This window comes from Sphingomonas sp. CFBP 13728 (assembly GCF_014841895.1).
Lineage (GTDB): Bacteria > Pseudomonadota > Alphaproteobacteria > Sphingomonadales > Sphingomonadaceae > Sphingomonas.
In genome coordinates this window covers 295,308-311,303 of sequence record NZ_JACYUS010000002.1, presented here as the reverse complement: position 1 = coordinate 311,303, position 15,996 = coordinate 295,308, and the positions used below count along the sequence as shown (strand labels likewise).

The 15,996-nt window shown below is 66.7% G+C and carries 14 protein-coding genes; 2 read left to right on the top strand and 12 right to left on the bottom strand.

Annotation, left to right across the window (positions count from 1 at the left end; translation table 11 throughout):
* Positions 1 to 185: 185 nt before the first annotated feature.
* The 6 genes from IFT67_RS10235 to hisG all read right to left on the bottom strand — a co-directional run bounded on the left by IFT67_RS10235 (position 186) and on the right by hisG (position 9,853).
* Positions 186 to 3,608, bottom strand: a complete 3,423-nt coding sequence (locus IFT67_RS10235; protein WP_192238235.1) for a class I SAM-dependent DNA methyltransferase — start codon at positions 3,606 to 3,608, stop codon at positions 186 to 188.
* A 214-nt stretch (positions 3,609 to 3,822) separates the two neighbouring features.
* Positions 3,823 to 5,976, bottom strand: a complete 2,154-nt coding sequence (locus IFT67_RS10230) for a sodium-translocating pyrophosphatase (RefSeq protein WP_192238234.1) — start codon at positions 5,974 to 5,976, stop codon at positions 3,823 to 3,825.
* A gap of 91 nt (positions 5,977 to 6,067) precedes the next feature.
* Positions 6,068 to 6,961, bottom strand: coding sequence for a thiamine-phosphate kinase (gene thiL, locus IFT67_RS10225; protein WP_192238233.1), 894 nt, complete (start codon positions 6,959 to 6,961; stop codon positions 6,068 to 6,070).
* 112 nt (positions 6,962 to 7,073) lie between these two features.
* Positions 7,074 to 7,529 (bottom strand): transcription antitermination factor NusB, encoded by a 456-nt coding sequence (gene nusB / locus IFT67_RS10220; protein ID WP_056488135.1) that lies wholly within the window; start codon positions 7,527 to 7,529, stop codon positions 7,074 to 7,076.
* 220 nt (positions 7,530 to 7,749) lie between these two features.
* Positions 7,750 to 9,045 carry a histidinol dehydrogenase gene (gene hisD / locus IFT67_RS10215; protein ID WP_192238232.1) on the bottom strand — a complete coding sequence of 432 codons (1,296 nt, stop codon included), beginning with the start codon at positions 9,043 to 9,045 and terminating at the stop codon, positions 7,750 to 7,752.
* A gap of 130 nt (positions 9,046 to 9,175) precedes the next feature.
* A complete protein-coding gene (gene hisG, locus IFT67_RS10210) occupies positions 9,176 to 9,853 on the bottom strand; it encodes an ATP phosphoribosyltransferase (RefSeq protein ID WP_192238231.1) in 678 nt (225 codons plus the stop codon).
* Positions 9,854 to 9,899: 46 nt separating this feature from the next.
* Here hisG and IFT67_RS10205 point away from each other — a divergent pair, with 46 nt between their 5' ends.
* On the top strand, positions 9,900 to 11,000 hold the full coding sequence (locus IFT67_RS10205) for a DUF2332 domain-containing protein (protein ID WP_192238230.1): 1,101 nt from the start codon (positions 9,900 to 9,902) through the stop codon (positions 10,998 to 11,000).
* Between the two features lie 60 nt (positions 11,001 to 11,060).
* On the opposite strand, the gene IFT67_RS10200 is transcribed toward IFT67_RS10205, so the two are convergent.
* From IFT67_RS10200 to IFT67_RS10175, 6 genes are all read right to left on the bottom strand, one after another.
* Positions 11,061 to 11,540 carry an RcnB family protein gene (locus IFT67_RS10200; RefSeq protein ID WP_192238229.1) on the bottom strand — a complete coding sequence of 160 codons (480 nt, stop codon included), beginning with the start codon at positions 11,538 to 11,540 and terminating at the stop codon, positions 11,061 to 11,063.
* Positions 11,541 to 11,710: 170 nt separating this feature from the next.
* Positions 11,711 to 12,586 carry an alpha/beta fold hydrolase gene (locus IFT67_RS10195; protein ID WP_192238228.1) on the bottom strand — a complete coding sequence of 292 codons (876 nt, stop codon included), beginning with the start codon at positions 12,584 to 12,586 and terminating at the stop codon, positions 11,711 to 11,713.
* 230 nt (positions 12,587 to 12,816) lie between these two features.
* Positions 12,817 to 13,716, bottom strand: coding sequence for a pirin family protein (locus tag IFT67_RS10190; RefSeq protein ID WP_192238227.1), 900 nt, complete (start codon positions 13,714 to 13,716; stop codon positions 12,817 to 12,819).
* Positions 13,717 to 13,720: 4 nt separating this feature from the next.
* On the bottom strand, positions 13,721 to 14,170 hold the full coding sequence (locus IFT67_RS10185) for an NUDIX hydrolase (protein WP_192238226.1): 450 nt from the start codon (positions 14,168 to 14,170) through the stop codon (positions 13,721 to 13,723).
* Positions 14,171 to 14,308: 138 nt separating this feature from the next.
* A complete protein-coding gene (locus IFT67_RS10180; RefSeq protein WP_192238225.1) occupies positions 14,309 to 15,016 on the bottom strand; it encodes a glutathione S-transferase in 708 nt (235 codons plus the stop codon).
* Entirely contained in the window at positions 15,016 to 15,303 is a 288-nt protein-coding gene (locus IFT67_RS10175; protein ID WP_093398431.1) for a BolA family protein, read from the bottom strand. The genes IFT67_RS10180 and IFT67_RS10175 overlap by 1 nt, the downstream gene beginning before the upstream one ends.
* 137 nt (positions 15,304 to 15,440) lie before the next feature.
* Here IFT67_RS10175 and IFT67_RS10170 point away from each other — a divergent pair, with 137 nt between their 5' ends.
* The gene (locus tag IFT67_RS10170; RefSeq protein WP_120300698.1) at positions 15,441 to 15,965 is read left to right on the top strand and encodes a J domain-containing protein; all 525 of its coding nucleotides are present in this window, start codon (positions 15,441 to 15,443) and stop codon (positions 15,963 to 15,965) included.
* Positions 15,966 to 15,996 lie beyond the last annotated feature (31 nt).

Genomic DNA, 15,996 nt, shown 5'->3' with positions numbered 1-15,996 from the left:
TAATCTCTGAATTGGGGGAATTTCGGGACGAGCGCCCTTACCGCAGGTTCGCGAAAAAGGAAAGCTGGACGCGCAACGGATAACGCTCGCGGTTTTGCATCGCGGACGTCGTTCCATGCCTGCCAGCTAGATATGGGGTAAAAAATCCGATTCGACAATGGCCGCGCCGCTCGTCGCCAGCGCGCTCATGCGGCGCGGCGCAGCGTGTGACGATCGCCATCGGCGGCGACATGGCCGAGCCGGGTCAGTGCGGCGAGCGTTGCGGCGATGCGTGGGCGGACCTTCTGCCCTTGCGCGTAGCGGCGCGCGATCTCATCGCTGGTCAGTCCTGCGCCGCTCCGCAGATCAGCGAGGACGGCGGCGGTCTGACCGATCGCGTCGCGCGGGAACTGCGGTTTGCGCAAAGGCGCGGCGGGAAGGTCCGCCTCTATCTGTTCCGCGCGCGCGGGCACCGGCAACGCGGTCAGCCCGGCACACGCGATCTGGTAGTCGGGGCGTAGCCAGCGGACGCGACCGGCCTTCTCCTCGGCGTGACGCTCGCCGTTGAGTGCGACCAGGCGCGCGACGATCGCGGTGCCGTCGAGGTCGGCGAGCCAGCCATAGGCCGCGGCTACGGCGGCATCGATCCGGTCGTGGAGTTGGTCTAGGATATCGACCCGGCCGCGTTGGCGTTGATCCTGCGCGACGAGATCGAACGCGGCACCCGATCGAAGCCGGGCAAGCAGATTGTAGAGGCCGGTCATCGTCAGGTCGGGATGGTCGCCGAGCACGTCCTTGCGCGCGGCATCGAGTTCCTCCGCGAGCGCGCCGATCGCGTCGCGCTGGTCGGGCGTGGCTTCGGGAAACGGAAACCGATCGGCGATGCGCGACTTGGTGTAGCGATGGCCCTGCTCGAACCGCGCGACGCCGATCAGCCCGCAATTGGCGTAGGTCCATTGCAGGTGCGCGCGCGACGACAGCACGCCCAGCGAAAACCCGTCGTCGAGCGCGAAGCAGACGACCATGTGGTCGGGCGTCGTCGTCACAGGCAGGAATTGCATGATACGGTGCTTGGCGGTCTCGGTCGTACCGATGTAGCGCGACAGGTCGTGCAGCGCAGGACGGAACGTACGCCGCGGCTCGCCGAAGATCCACCAGCGATCCTTGAACGCCGTGCGACGGTTGGTGTCGCGTACCGGTTTCACCGTCATCAGCAGATGCTGGTAGATTGCCGGGAACGTCGTGCGCAGCGCGGTCTCGTCATAACCATAGGCGTCGATGACCCAGCGGTTTGTCGGATGGCGGACGAGATCCGCGCCGCCGACATACGGCTTGACGATGCTAGTCGCCGCCGGTGGCGAGATCGCGAGCAGGTGGTGCGCTTCTGCCGTGGTGAGCACGAAACCGCGGGCTGCCAGCATCATGCCGTTGTACGAAAGGCCGTCATTGGCGACGAGCGCGAACGCGGCTGCTGCGTTTGCACCGATCGAGAGATCCGCGTTGATGCGGCCCCTCGTCGAGGCAAAGCCGAGCATCGGGGCGTCGCTATCGAGCCCGTGTTCCGACACGATCCGGAGACGCTGGCCGATCGGCGTGCCGCGTTCGACCACAGTCATCGCGATCCGCACTGCTGCGGCGTCGGTGGTGGCCTTGGTCCACGGATGGTCGGGAATCGCAAGCACGATGCCGATGGGCGCAGGGGCTGCAAGCCGTTTGGTGATGACACGCCGGCTGAACTCCTGCGTGATGGAGTTCGTCGTGACGAAGCCGAACCGCTTCAGCCGCGTCCCGGTTTCAGTCAGGCGCTCGGCGGCACGATCCCACCAGTACATCACGAAATCGGCGGATCGGTTGATCTGTGGATGCGCCTTCCACAGTGCCGCGAGATAGCGTTCGCCCAGTGCATTACGCATTGCCGAGCCCTTGCCGATGAAGGGCGGATTGCCGACGATATAGTCCGCGTCCGGCCAATCGGCGCGGCGCGGGTTGGTACGCGTGCCATCCTCGGCGAACCCGTCATGCGTCAGAACCGCGTCCATCGTTGCAATATTGTCGAGCTTCTCCAGCACCGGGTCGGCGATCGTCCGGCGATTGCGCAACTGCCATTGGAGATAGCCGAGCCACAGCACGAGTTCGGCGATCGCTGCTGCACGCGGGTTCAGCTCGAGCCCGAGGAAGTGGCGTGGGTGGACGGTCGCGGTTTCCAGCGCGAGTGCTTCCTGGCCACCAAGATCAGCGAGGACTTCGAGCCCGTCGCCCTCCAGCCGCTTCATCAGTTCGAGTGCGACGTAGAGGAAATTGCCCGTCCCACACGCGGGATCGAGTACTGTCGTCGCGGCAAGGCGTTCGTGGAAATCATGCACCGCGCGGATCGCGACGGTGGGGCGCGACAGCCGCTCGCGCTCGACCGTGCCGAGTACCTGCGTCTCCCATTCGCGCTGGAGCGGCTCGATGATCGTCGCGATCACGAGCCGCTCGACATAGGCGCGCGGGGTGTAGTGCGCGCCGAGCCTGCGTCGCTCGGTCGGATCGAGCGCCTGTTCGAGCAGCGTGCCGAAGATCGCCGGTTCGACTTCGGTCCAATCGTGGCGCGAGGCCTCGAGCAGTTCGCCGATCTCCTCGCGGCGCAGCGGGATCGCGGTGCGCTCGGCGAACAGTCCGCCGTTGAAGCGGCGGACCTTGCACCGCATCGCGAGTGAATAGCCGCCGGTGTCCATCGCCTGCCACAAATCCTCCAGCATCGGTGCGAAGCTCGATGGATCGTCGCGCGCGCCTGTCAGCATCTGCGTGAAACTGCCGCGATTGAGCAGGTCGGCGCGCTGCGCGAACATCGTGAACAGGCAGCGCATCAGGAAATGCGCGACCGGTTCGGGGGCATGGCCGCGATCCTCGAGCCGCTTGCTGACGTCGGCGAGGCGGCGGGCAATGTCGCGGGTGACGATCGCCGCGTGACGCGCAGGATCGAGTGCGTGCGGGTCGAGCCAGATTTTTCGCAGACGATCGCGGATCGCGGGGTCGTGCAAATCGTCGAGATACAGGCGGAAGCCGGCGCGATCAGGGAATTGCCGGTACGCCTTGCCCTCCCCGGAGAAGTCGGCGAACAGCTCGATCGCGTGACCGACGTCGCAGACCAGGATGAACGGCGGCCAGCCGTGGTCGGTGGGGAGGGCGCGCGCATATTGCTCAGCCTGTTCGCGAGCGTTGCGCATGAGCACATCCCAGCTGCGATGCGCGCTCCGTCGGCCGCGGCGGTCGGTATCTTCCGGCAGCGGAATGCCCGGCAGCGACGCCTGATCGACATTCGCGACTTCCTTGGGGCCACCGCGCTCACGGCTCTGCTTGGCTTCGAGAACGAAGCAGCCGCGACGATAGAGGTCGATCCGGCCGTTGCGCTGCAGGCCGCCCAGATCCTCCAGCCTGACCGCGCGTTCGAAGACATAGTCGTTGCGATCGTGCGTCGCGTCGGCGGGATCGGGCACCGGGACGTCGATCAGCCGGCAGAGCTCGGTAAGGAACAGCGGAAAGTTGGCGCGTTCGGCGCCGCCTTCATTGGCACGCCAGCGGGCGATGAAGGCGTCTATATCCGACGAACGGGGAATGTCGGATGAGGCTGCGACCTGGTGGTTCATCCGGTCGCAGAGTAAGTGGGATCAGTCGACCGTCGTCCGGAGGTAGGTGCGAACCCGAGCAAATCCGCGAATGTTCCGCCGCGGTCTGCTCCGAAACGGATCAGTTGGCTTTGCCGTTGGTAGAGTGGCGCGAAGGGCGTCGCGGCAAAGCCGCGCCGTCGGTCGGGGGCGTCGGCGCCCCCGCCGGCCGGTCGCGCTTGCTGCGGCTTGCGCTTCAGCCTCCGCTGCCAGCGAGGGCTGCTAGCAGGAGCAGCGCGACGATATTGGTGATCTTGATCATCGGGTTCACCGCGGGGCCGGCGGTGTCCTTGTAGGGATCGCCGACGGTGTCGCCGGTGATCGCGGCCTTGTGCGCTTCGGAGCCCTTGCCGCCGTGATGGCCGTCCTCGATGTATTTCTTGGCGTTGTCCCAGGCGCCGCCGCCACTCGTCATCGAGATCGCGACGAACAGCCCCGAGACGATCACGCCCAGCAGCATCGCGCCGAGCGACGCGAAGCCGGCGGCCTGGCCCGCGACCGCGGTAATGATGAAATAGACGGCGAGCGGGCTCAGGACGGGGAGAAGCGAGGGCACGATCATCTCGCGGATTGCCGCCTTGGTCACGAGGTCGACCGTCCGTGCGTAATCGGGCCGGCTGGTGCCGAGCATGATGCCGGGGTTGTTGCGGAACTGCTCGCGGACTTCCTCGACGACCGCGCCGGCCGCGCGACCCACCGCTGTCATCCCGAATGCGCCGAACAGATACGGTAGCAGCGCACCCAGGAGCAGCCCGACGATGACGTACGGATTGGACAGGCTGAAATCGACCGTGACATCGGGGAAGTACGTCGCGAGATCGGTGGTGTACGCGCCGAACAGGACGAGCGCGGCGAGCCCGGCCGAGCCGATCGCGTAGCCCTTGGTGACCGCCTTGGTGGTGTTGCCGACCGCGTCGAGCGCGTCGGTCCGCTGGCGGACGTCGTCGGGCAGGCCGGCCATCTCGGCGATGCCGCCTGCGTTGTCGGTGACCGGTCCGTAGGCATCGAGCGCGACGACCATGCCGGCCTGGGCGAGCATCGCGGTCGCGGCAAAGGCGATGCCGATGATCCCGGCCAACTGGTACGCGACAATCACGGCTACGACGATCACCAGTGTCGGCAGCGCGGTGGATTCGAGGCTGATCGCCAGCCCCTGGATGACGTTGGTGCCGTGGCCGGTCTCGGACGCCTTCGCGATCGACTGGACCGGGCGGTGATTGGTGCCGGTGTAATATTCGGTGATCCACACGATCAATCCGGTGACGACGAGCCCGATCATCATCGACCAGAACAGGTCCATGCCGGTGAAGCTCTGCGTCAGCGACGGGGCGGCCTGCGTGGTGAGATCGTCGGTCGCGGGATCGAGAAAGCCCGCGCCGCCGATCACGCGGTGGAGGTCGCCGAGCACGTGCTGGGTGGCGAGATAGATCGCCGGGATCGACAGGATCGTCGAGGTGAAGAAGCCCTTGTAGAGCGCGCCCATGATGCTGCCGCCACCGAGCCGCACCATGTACGTGCCGATGATCGAGGTGACGATGCACACGCCGCCGACGAGCAGCGGGAGAGTCATCAGCCGCATCAGTTCGGCGCCGCTCGCCTGGATCAGCAGCGCGATCGAGATCATCGTGACGCCGAGCGTGACGACGTACGTCTCGAACAGATCGGCGGCCATGCCCGCGCAGTCGCCGACGTTATCACCGACATTGTCCGCGATGACGGCGGGGTTGCGGGGGTCGTCCTCGGGAATGCCGGCCTCGACCTTGCCGACCAGATCCGCGCCGACGTCCGCCGCCTTGGTGAAGATGCCGCCGCCGAGCCGTGCGAAGATCGAGATCAGCGAGGCGCCGAACGCGAGCGCGGTGAGCGCCTCGACGATGATACGGTCGTTGGGGGCGTGGCCTGCGGGGCCGGTGAGGTACCAGAAGAACGCGCTGATCGCGAGCAGGCCGAGACCCGCCACGAGCATGCCGGTGACCGCGCCCGATCGAAACGCCATCGTCAGTCCGGCCTGCAGCGACGTGCGCGCAGCCTCCGCGGTGCGGACGTTGGCGCGGACCGAGATGTTCATCCCGACATAGCCCGCGACGCCCGACAGCACCGCGCCGATGACGAAGCCGATCGTAGATATCATACCGAGCGCGAAGAGTAGGATCGCCGCGACGATGATTCCGACGATCGCAATCGTGGTGTATTGGCGCCCGAGATAGGCCTTCGCGCCTTCCTGGATGGCGGCGGCAATGTCCTGCATCTTTGCGTTGCCGGGGGAGGCGGCGAGCACCTGTCGACTGGTGACGAAACCATATAGGACGGCGATGACGCCGCAGATCATGGCCAAATAGACGGTCGTCATACGGCGCTATCCCTCTTGTCAGGTCCTCTCCGGTCCCGGCTTTGCCGAGTCCCGATGTAAGGAACCTACCAGTGCAGGGGCATTGCGCAAGTTATCCTCGGGGTTTGTGCTCGTAGCCTAGACTTGGTGGGAGCGGGACGGGTTTGCCGGAATCGTGAAGGGTAAGCCCCGCGCCGGCTGAAAACGCGCCGATCAGAGTGGCGTCGGTCACGAAATCTTGCGGTGCAGCAAAAAGGAGTTGGTAGTCGTCTCCCGCAGTGGTCGCGGCGATCCAGTCGCCGGAGAAGGTGCGATAGGCGTCGGAGAGGGGGATGCGCGCGAGGTCGATGCTGACGGCGAGGCCACTGGCGAGCGCCATGCGGGACGAGTCGATGAGCAGCCCGTCGGAGACGTCCATCATCGCATGGACCTGGGGACCGAGGATGCGGCCGTCGCCGAGCCGTGGCTGCGGGCGCCGGTATGCGGCGAGCAGTTCCGCTGGGCCTCGTGTACCGAGTGCGATGGCTAGCCCCGCACCGGCATCGCCGATTGTGCCGGTGACGTAGAGCGCGTCGCCTACCCGTGCGCCGTTGCGGGCAGGGGCGGCGGCGTCGCTGCCGAACGCGGTGACCGTCAGGACCCGCGGCGCATTCGGTGGAAGCGTCACGGTGTCGCCGCCGATGATGCGCGTGTCGAAGGCCGTCAGGACTTCCGCGAGCCCTTCGAGAAAAGCGTGATCCCAAGCATCGTCGCCAAGCGGGTAGTTGAGGAGGATGCCTTCGGGCCTGGCGCCCTTGGCGGCCAGATCGGAGAGGTTGGTCGCGACCAGCTTCCACGCGACGTCCTGCGCGGGGTCGGTCGGGAGGAAGTGCACGCCTTCGACGAGCGTGTCAGTGGTTACGACGAGCGGGCCTGCGTCGAGCAGCGCGGTATCGTCGTTGAGGCCACGCGCCGCCGGGTGCAGCGGGAGCCGGCGGAGAGCGGCAATAAACTCGGCTTCGTTCACTCTCTGCTCCCTCTCCCTCCGGGGAGAGGGCTGGGGTGAGGGGCTGCCACACAGCGCATCGCCCGGTACAGCCCCTCACCCGACCCTCTCCCCGGAGGGGAGAGGGAGTTCGTCAGGCCCGCACTTCTTTCGCAATGCCGTCGAGCAGCCCGTTCACGAACCCAGATTCCCGCTTGTCGTAGAACGCATGCGCCACATCGACATACTCGCTGATCACCGCGGCGACCGGCACGTCCTTGCGCGCCAACAATTCGTACGTGCCGACGCGGATGATCGCCTTCATCGGCTTGTCGAGCCGCGCGAGCGTCCAGCCCTTGGCGAGCTTGCCCTCGATCAGCACGTCGATCTCTCCGGCGCGCGCGTTGGCGCCGGTCACGAGGTCGTCGAAGAAATCGACGTCGGCCTCGGCATATTCGACGTCTTCGATCGTCGCGCCGAGCCGGTGCTGGTGGAATTCATTGAGCAGGACGGGCATCGCGGTGCCCTCCATCTCGTGCTGGTAAGTCGCCTGGACGGCGGCGAGGCGAGCGGCGGCACGCGCTTTGGTGCGGGGGGCGGTTCGAGTCATAAGCGGTTGCCTGTAGGCGCGGGGGGGCTGTGTGTCAGCCCTTTGCGTTTCGGTGCGGGGAGTCGAAGAAGATTTGTTCACGCGGAGACGCAGAGCCGCGGAGGTGTCGACCTTGCCGCGCAGCGGCCCTGCAATAACCGGCCAAGGAGGCGATCGAAGCGGCTGCGCCGCCCGCAACACCTCCGCGTCTCCGCGTCTCCGCGCCTCCGCGTGAACAAAACTAGCTGTTGAGCCGTAACCGCAAAGCCACCGATGTTGCGTGCGCCGGGAGCCCTTCGGCGTTGGCCAGAGCGACGGTCGCGGGTCCGAGTTCGCGCAACGCCGCTTCGTCCAACGCCAGGAAGCTGGTGCGCTTCATGAAGTCGAGCACGGACAGCCCCGACGCAAATCGCGCACGGCGGCCGGTGGGGAGGACGTGGTTCGGGCCGGCGACGTAATCGCCGATCGCCTCGGGGGTGTAGCGGCCGAGGAACACCGAACCGGCGTGGCGGATGCGATCGAAGAAGCCTTGCGGGTCGGGGATCGCCAGCTGGAGGTGCTCGGCAGCGAGGCGGTCGACCAGCGGGATCGCGTCCGCCAGCGTCTCCACGACAACGATCGCGCCGTTGGTGTCCCAAGCGACGCGCGCGACGGCTTCGGTGGCGAGGTCGCGCAACTGGCGGTCCACGGCGTCCGTCACCTTGTCGGCGAACGCTGCGTCGTCAGTGAACAGGATCGACTGCGTGGTCGTGTCATGCTCAGCCTGGCTGAGCAGGTCGGCGGCGGTCCATTCGGGGTCGTTGAGCGCGTCCGCGACGACGACGATCTCGGAAGGGCCCGCGACCATGTCGATGCCGACGACGCCGTAGACCTGGCGCTTGGCTTCGGCGACCCAGGCGTTGCCGGGGCCGGTGATCACGTCGACCGGCTTGATCCGGCCTGCGCCGTACGCGAGCGCTGCGACAGCCTGCGCGCCACCGACCCGCCAGACTTCATCGACGCCCGCGAGATGTGCGGCGGCGAGGACCAGCGGGTTGATCTGACCGTCCGGGGTCGGCGTGACCATCGCGAGACGGCCGACGCCCGCAACCTTGGCGGGGATCGCATTCATCAGCAGCGACGAGGGGTAGGCGGCGCGTCCACCGGGGACGTAGATGCCGGCGGCGTCGACCGGCAACCAGCGCGCGCCGAGCCTCACGCCCGCCGAGTCGACCGAGTCGCTGTCGAGCGGACGCTGTTTCTCGTGATATGCGCGGATCCGGGTCGCGGCGAGTTCGAGCGCGGTGCGGAGGTCGGGATCGAGTGCCTCGAACGCGGCTTTGCAGTCGGCGGCGTCGATTTGCCAGCCCGTGGCTTCGAGGTCGTGGCGGTCGTGCTTCTCCGTGAGGTCGCGGAGCGCGGTCTCACCGTCGCGGCGGACGGCCGCGATGATCGCGGCGACGTCCTGCGTGACGCCCGCGTCGGACTCGCGACGGTCCTCGACCAGCGCGGTGAAGCGAGCGGCGAAATCTACATCCGAGGTAGAGAGGCGGATCACTTGCCCCCCTCCCGCATGCGGGAGGGGCTGGGGGTGGGGACGCGTTCACCGCGAGCGTTTTGGTCGAGGATAGCGAGAGCCCAACCCCCGGCCCCTTCCCGCTTGCGGGAAGGGGGGCAGAAGAGCGCCGTCATGCTGCGATCTCCTGCTCGACCGCACGACGGAACGCCTCGACCAACGGCACGACCCGCGCGCGCGTCTTCATCGCAGCGCGGTTGACCACCAGGCGGCTGGTCACCTCCATGATCGTCTCGACCTCGACCAAGCCGTTCTCCAGCAACGTCCGCCCCGATGACACGAGATCGACGATGCGTGGCGCGAGGCCCAGCGTCGGCGCCAACTCCATGGCACCGTTGAGCTTTACGCACTCCGCCTGCACGCCCCGCGAGGCGAAATGCGCGGCGGTCACATGCGGATATTTGGTCGCGACGCGGACATGGCTCCAGCCGCGCGGATCATCCTGCGCCGCCATCTCGGCGGGTTCGGCGACCGACAGCCGGCAATGCCCGATGCCGAGGTCGACCGGCGCGTAGAGTTCCGAATAGCCGAACTCGGCGATCACGTCCGACCCGACGATCCCCAACTGAGCCGCCCCGTGCGCGACGAACGTGGCGACGTCGAACGCGCGTACCCGGATCAGCGAGATCGCCGGATCGTTGGTCGCAAAGCGCAACGCACGCGAGTTTTCGTCCGAGAACGACGCTTCGGGATGAACCCCGGCGCGCGCGAGCAACGGCAAGGCCTCGGCAAGGATGCGTCCCTTGGGGACGGCGATGATGATCTGGGAGGGGGGCTGAGTATCTGGCACGCGCCGGGCTTTACGGGGGGGGCATGGCGGGTGCAACAACGTGCGTATGGCAAATGTAATGGCAAGTTGCTCAGCGTTCGGAATTCAGACGGGGTATTGCGCCGCGATGGATGCGCCGATCACGGCGCGGGTTTGCAGCGCGCTGGCGGAGTCGCTCGATCGGGACAGCGAGACGGGGCGGCGGGTGCTCGACTGGGCGGGCGAGCCGGTCGCGGTTGCCTTGGCGTTACGGCTGGTGGGTGGACTGCACGCACTGCATCGCGCGGGCGTCGATCCGGAGCTTTCTGCCGTATTCGCCGGCGTAGAAACCGACCCGGCGCGGATCGTCGCGATACTAAAGGCAACGCTCGTCGCACAGGATGCGGCGTTGCTGCCGTGGCTCGAGGGACCGCCGCAGACCAACGAGGCGGCGCGGTCGGCGGGCATGATGACCGGCATCCTGCACTTGGCCGAGCGATACGGGCCGCGGTTCGAGGTGCTGGAGATCGGGTCTAGCGCCGGGCTGAACCTCCTGATCGATCGCTATCGGTTCGATCTTGGCGGTGTGAATGTCGGGCCATCGGCGTCGCCTGTGACTATCCACCCCGAATGGCGGGGCGCGCCGCCGCCAGGCCCTCCGGTGGAGATCGAGTCGACACGCGGCGTCGATATCCACCCGGTGGACGTCGCCGATCCGGCCGCAGCGGCGCGGCTCGAGGCGTATGTCTGGGTCGACGCGGTCGAGCGACAGGCGCGGCTGGCTGCGGCGATCGCGATGGTGCGCAAGGGCGGCGTCGATCTGGTCGAAGGCGATGCCGCCGACTGGGTCGAGGCGCGGTTGGCCGAGCCGCAGCCGGACGGCGTTACGCGCGCGCTGATGCATTCGGTGGTGTGGCAGTATCTGCCGGCGACCTCCCGCGAGCGGATCCGGGTCGCGATGGACGCGGCGGGGGCGCGGGCGACGGTGGAGCGACCGCTCGGGTGGGTCATGATGGAGCCGAACCGCGACCTGCACCGCCACGAGGTCCGCGTGCGCGGATGGCCGGGCGAGCGGGCGATGGAACTGGTCGCGCTGACCCATGCGCATGGCGCCTGGGTCGAGGGGCTCTCCGCGCCGTACGAGACGCGTGACTACGTCATGCGACGTGGCGCCTACGAGAAAGACTGAGGCGCCAGATACGAGAGCGGCCGGGATCGCTCCCGGGCCGCCCGAACTTCGTAAAAGGTCTTAGTAGAAGAAGCCGTTGTTCACCTGCACGACGCGGCCCGAGCGCGTGTCGACCAGTACGACGTCGCGGCCATAGCGGACCCAGCGCTGATACCCGTAGGCCGGGCGCGACAGGCGATAGGTCTGATAGTCGTTGATCCAGTATTGGCGGCCGTAATAGTTCGGCGCGAAGCGGTAGCCGACGGTTACCGGGCGATAGCGATAGCCGCGCGGGCCGACATAGGCGGGGCGGCGATAGATATCACCATGCGTGCGACGATAATCGCGCCAGTCCTCGCGGGCCTCGCGGCGGTCTTCGCGCAGTTCCTGGCGGGCTTCGCGGACGTCTCGGCGATCGCCATAGCGACGCGCGTCGTTCAGGTCGCGCCGGCTTTCAAGGATTTCACGCTGGCTGCGGCGCGCTTCACCGTAGCTCTGCGCGGTTGCGATGGTGGGGACGAGGGTAGCGGCGGCAACGGCCGCGAGGATGATCTTACGCATGACTGCTCTCCTATATCGACGCCGAATCAACGGCATAAACAGGGTTTTGCTCCCCGCCCGCTGAACGCTTTCCGAATGCGGTGGTCAGGATTTAGACAGGTGCGCGCAATATTCCCGCACCGTGGTCAGGATGACGGAACGTCGAGAGTGCCGTAACATCCTTCGCTAGCTCAGATCCCCCAGCGGCGCATGGCGGCGATCACTGCGTCGGGCTTTTGCCACGGCACAAAATGCCCCGCGTCGATCTTCTCGATCGTGAGGTCGGGAACATAGGCGGCGAGGTCGAGCTGGCTCGGCAGCAATGCGCTGTCCTTCATTCCCCAGATCACCAGCACTGGCATCGCGGTCGGCGGAAACGGTGCATCGAGAAAGGCCGGGCGGGGCGGCGTCTCGTCCATTTCGGGAACGACGATCGCGCTCGCGCGGTACCAGTTGAGCATGCCGGTGATCGCGCCGGGCTGGCCCCATTCGTCGAGATAGGCGGCCTTGTCCTCGGCCATCGCGGCGAGATCGGCGTGTTTCGAGAAACTGGTGTCGAAGAAGGTTTCGAGGCCGATCGACTCGATGTGCTTTTCGAGATCGGGGTTGCGGAAGGCGCGGATATACTGGCTGGCGGCGCGCTGTTCGAGGTCGTCGAACATGGTCCGCTGGAAGACGAGCGGGTGGGGGGCGTTGATGATGACGAGCTTCGCGATGCGCTCGGGGTGGCGAAACGCGGCCATCCAGGCGACCGCGCCGCCCCAGTCGTGGCCGACCAGCGTGAAGCGGTCGATCTTGAGATGGTCGGCGAGCGCGATCAGGTCGGCGACGATCTTGTCGGGGGTGTAGCTGTCGACGCCCTCTGGTTTGGAGGAGCGTGCGAAGCCGCGTTGGTCGGGCGCGATCACGTAATGGTCGCGGGCAAGGTCGGGGGCGATGTCGCGCCAGGTGCGGTGCGATTCGGGGAAGCCGTGGAGCAGGATGATTGGCGGGGACGCGGGGTCGCCGCTGATCGCGATGTCGAGATCGACTCCGGTGGATAACGCGATGCGTTGCAGGTCCGACATGATTCCCCTCCCGTTGGCGGGAGGGGTTAGGGGAGGGCCTACCCGTCGCGCTGCACTTAGAACATGCCCTCCCCCGACCCCTCCCGCAAGCGGGAGGGGAGCAGAAGGCGTATCTCCCCTCCCGTTTACGGGAGGGGCTGGGGGTGGGCTCGCGGCCAGTTTCAAACGAAGCGGGTGGCGATAGCGTGTGCCCACCCCCTACCCCCTCCCGCTTGCGGGAGGGGGAGAGATCACGGATAGCTGACCGTCTTCGGGATCGCCGGGATCTCGATCCATTCCTTCTCGTCGCCGGGTACTTTCGGGAAGTTGCCCGCGTTCCAGTCGCGTTTCGCCTGCTCGATACGATCGCGGTTCGAGCTGACGAAGTTCCACCAGACGTGGCGTGGCGTCGTGAACGCATCGCCGCCGCACAACATCGCGCGGCCACCATGCGCGGACCGAAGCGTCGCCGAGATTCCGGGGCGGAGCACATACAGCACCTGCGGCTCCAGCTTCACGCCTTCCAGCGTCGCCTCGCCCATCGCGAGGTAGATCGCGCGCTCCTCGGCCGCCGCGTCGATCGGCACGCTCGCGCCCGGATCGAGCGCGACGTCGGCGTAGATCGTCCCCGAATAGGTCGTGGTCGGCGCGGTCTGGCCCCACAAGCTCCCCATGATGATCCGCGAGCGAGCGCCGTGCGCCTCGATCGTCGGCAGCTGCGCCTTGGTGACGTGCTCGAACGCGGGATCGATCTCCTCGACCGCCTCGGGCATCGCCAGCCAGGTCTGGATACCCGACAGGTTCGGCCCCTCGGCACGCTCGTCACCGGGCGAGCGCTCTGAATGGACGATGCCGTGGCCCGCGGTCATCAGGTTCACCGCGCCCGGCTCGATCCGCGCCTGCGTACCGAGCGAATCGCGGTGGTCGATCGCGCCGTCGAACAGATACGTCACGGTCGACAGGTTGATATGCGGATGCGGGCGCACGTCGATGCCTTGCCCGATTTCGAGATGCGCGGGGCCCATCTGGTCGAAGAACAGGAACGGGCCGACCATCGTCCGCGCCTTGTTCGGCAGCGTGCGGTGGACCTTGAAGCCGCCGAGATCGTGCGTCGACGGCAGGATGGTCTGGAGGACGAAATCATCGAGCATGGCGTTATCCCTTGGCAGGTTCCGTGGCGTCGAGGAGTTCGACCAGGTCTGCTGGATAGAGCGTTTCGTCATGCGCGACGATGTCGTTTCGGGAAAACCAGCGGTGACCGACGAGCAGTTGCTTCTCCTGTTCAGTGAGATTGCCGGCTTTTACGTCGCAGCTGTCGACGTCGATCCGGAAATAGCGTTCGTCGGCGGTGACCTCTACGCCCTCGAAGGTGCGGAAGTCGACGACGCGGCGAGCGACTTCGGGGCCGCAGTCGATGTCGAGGCCGACTTCTTCCCACAGTTCGCGGCGAGCGGCGGCGGCGTAGCTCTCGCCCGGATCGACTGCGCCGCCCGGCGTGCACCAGAGCGGCGGGCGATCGGCCGGCGTGAAGCGGAACATCAACACGCGGTTTTGGCCGTCGACGAGAAGTATCCTAGCTGCCGGGCGCGGGGTCCGCTCGCTCATTTATCCTCCCCCGCCAGGGGGAGGTGGCAGGCATAGCCTGACGGAGGGGGAGGACACGGAACAGCGATCATCGTCTACCGCCCCCTCCGTCTCGCTGCGCGATCCACCTCCCCCTGGCGGGGGAGGATCGATAATGGCTCATTCGGCATCCAGCTCCGGATAGGCACGGAAGATGCCGTCGGTGTTGAAGGCGAGGCGGCGGTCGCCTTTCAAATACGCCTTGATGCTCGGCAGCGCCGCGACCTGATCATGGATACGGACCAAATTCGGATAGTCAGGTTCGAGCGTCTTCATCCGCTGCGGAAACATGTACCGCAGCCCCTCGATCACCTGAAACAGCGACGTGTCGGCGTAGCTCCATTTGTGGTCGATCAGCCAGTCGCCCGCATTGGCCTGCGCGGCATCCTCGAAATGGCCGAGATACTTCGGCATCCGCGCTTCGCGGAACTGCTTGGCAGCCCGCGCGGCCTCGGGCTTCTGGTCGTCGTAATAGTCCATCATCGCGACCGGATGATGGACGTTGTGGACCTCCGCGACGAGGTCGGCGATCGTGAGCTGGAGCTGGTTGAGCCACAGCCGGTCCGCCATGTTCGACGGCGCGAGGCCGTGGCGCTCGCCGAGATACATCAGGATATTGGCGACCTGCGCGATCACTAGGCCATCAAGCTCCAGATACGGCGGCGCGAACGGCGTCCGTCCGGTGCGGTCGTTGAGATCGGCCAGCAAACCCTCTTCGCCTACGCCACGCGCGCAATCCTCATACGCGATCTCGGCGCCTTCGAGCGCGAGGCGGACGAACTCGCCGCGTCCTTGGAGGGAGGGCCAGTACCAGAGCTTGTACGCCATCAAATCTCCCCAGGCGCGCGCGCCTTGATGGCGAGCGCGTGAATCTTCGTGCTCAACAGTTCGGCGAGCGCCTGGTTCACGAGCCGCTGGCGCGCGACACGATTAAGGCCTTCGAACTGCGGCGTTTCCACCTCGACGCGAAAATGCGTCTCGCCGGTGCCGTCGTCGCCCATGTGGCCGGCGTGAAGCCCGCTCTCGTTGACGACGGTCAGCTGCGTCGGGGCGAGTGTCGCGGTAAGGCGGGCGGTGATCTGGTCCTGTACGGAGCCGGTGGCGAGGTCTGTCATGCTCCTTATATAGCCCGTTTTGGAAGCGCGGGGAGCCGGTGGCGGACGACGGATACACAAACGATGGGCGAAAAGAGCGGAAAGAACGCCCCAGCCCACGGTTTCACGGCCGCGTGGAAGGGACGGGGCGCGTCTGCATGTGGCGCGACTGCCAGGAGCCCGGCGAATTCCGCGCGCCCCCGCTCGAAGGACCGAGCGACGGCGGCCCGCCGCAGTTCCGCTGGTTCTGCCTCGAGCATGTCCGCGCGTTCAATTCGGGGTATAATTTCTTCGACGGCATGACCGCGGACGAGATCCACTATGCGCAGCGCCCGTTGGCGGGCTGGGAACGCGAGACGCGGGCATTCGCGCACGGCGGCGGCGACACCCCGCCGAAATGGGCGGACTTCGCCGACCCGATCGATGCGATCGGTGCAAGGTTCGGCGAGCGGATGGCGGCGGCGCGCAAGGACGGCCGCGTGCTGTCCGACGGCGAGCGGCGCTCGTTGCGCGTGCTCGGGCTCGGCACGGACACTGACCGGACGGCGCTGCGCAAACGCTACAGCGAACTCGTCCGCCGCTATCATCCCGATCGTAACGGCGGCGACCGTGCGCACGAGGCGGAATTGCAAAAGGTGATCGCGGCGTACCAGCACCTGAAGGGCGCAACCGCGTTCGCCTGAGATACCAGGCGCTATGCGAGGGGCAGGTTTC